This window comes from Psychroserpens mesophilus, from assembly GCF_050617655.1.
Taxonomy (GTDB): Bacteria; Bacteroidota; Bacteroidia; order Flavobacteriales; family Flavobacteriaceae; genus Psychroserpens; species Psychroserpens mesophilus_A.
Genome location: NZ_JBODQC010000029.1, coordinates 1 through 1,218, shown reverse-complemented (window position 1 = coordinate 1,218; position 1,218 = coordinate 1). Strand labels below are relative to the sequence as shown.

Annotated in this window: 1 protein-coding gene; it reads left to right on the top strand. The window is 33.7% G+C overall.

The genetic code is table 11. The features are described 5' to 3' along the window. Window positions 1–220 precede the first annotated feature (220 nt). Window positions 221–1,186, top strand: coding sequence for an IS110 family transposase (locus ACRHNM_RS16170; RefSeq protein WP_431137675.1), 966 nt, complete (start codon window positions 221–223; stop codon window positions 1,184–1,186). The last annotated feature ends 32 nt before the right edge of the window (window positions 1,187–1,218 follow it).

Sequence of the window (1,218 nt, the reverse complement as noted above, 5' to 3'; positions counted from 1 at the left end):
TTATACACGTCTTAAGTTTGTCTTTTAATACATTTGGTAATAAATCAGAAAGAACAAAAGAGAGTATTAAGGTTAGTATACACGGTGAAGCTTAAGACTTCGATAACATTGATAATCCACTCTCTTTATCTACCTAAATTTCGTTCAGTTCTTTGAGACCTAGATCTCGATTTTAAGTTGTTGAAATAGAAGTAGAATGTTCTTTCCAAATACAGTACTTATGACTAAAGATAAAAAAATTTATGGTATTGACATCAGCAAATCAGTGTTTGATGTTTACAGTGAAGATGAAGGACATTTTCAATTTACAAACAGTGAAAAAGGCTTTAAGTTATTTGTAAAGTCGTTGCCTAAAACAGCTTTGGTAGTTATGGAAGCAACAGGTTATTATCATTACCGATTAGCACAGTTTTTACATGGATGTGATGTAGGAGTTTCAGTAGTAAATCCGTTATCTATAAAACGTTTTATCCAGATGAAACTAGCCAAGGTAAAGACAGATAAGAGTGATGCAAAAGCGATTTGTGAGTATGGTAAACAGAATGACGTTCCGTTGTATAATGCATTGACAGGCGTACAGGCCGAATGCTTACAATTGTTTCGATTACTGGATAGTTATCAAAAAAAAAGTACAGCTACCAAGAACAAGCTTCATGGAGAAAGGACATTAGGTATTCCTTCAAAAGCAGTTTACAGATCATTACAACGAGACTTAAAACATTTAAACAAAGAGATAGCATTATTAGAAGAACGCTTGTTAGAACTGGTAAAAGAAGATCAACAACATCAGTTAACCTTGTTGCAGACCATACCAGGAATAGGAATGAAGACAGCCTTGTTTTTAATTGTTGTAACCGATGGTTTTAAAAAGTTTGAAACATCATCACAATTGTGCAGTTATGTTGGTATAACACCAACTATTAGGGTGTCTGGAAGTAGTGTAAGAGGTCGCAGTAAGATTAGCAAAGTAGGTAACAAGAAATTGAGAAATCTATTGTTTTTAGCAGCCTTTTCAGCCTGTAAATACAACAAAGCTTGCAAAGCACTATTTGATCGATTGGTAGCCAAGGGAAAGAGTAAAAAACTAGCACTTATTGCAGTAGCAAATAAGCTACTAAAACAAGCTTTTGCAATTGCGAAAAGTGGATTGGCTTACGACGATAATTTTGTTTCAAAATTAAGCTAAAATTGCTTGTTTTTTAACTCAGTTCTTTGTTG

What these genes read in the sequence shown, in the direction of transcription:
- ACRHNM_RS16170 (WP_431137675.1), top strand. Translation starts at nt 221, where the DNA reads ATGACTAAAGATAAAAAAATTTATGGTATTGACATCAGCAAATCAGTG.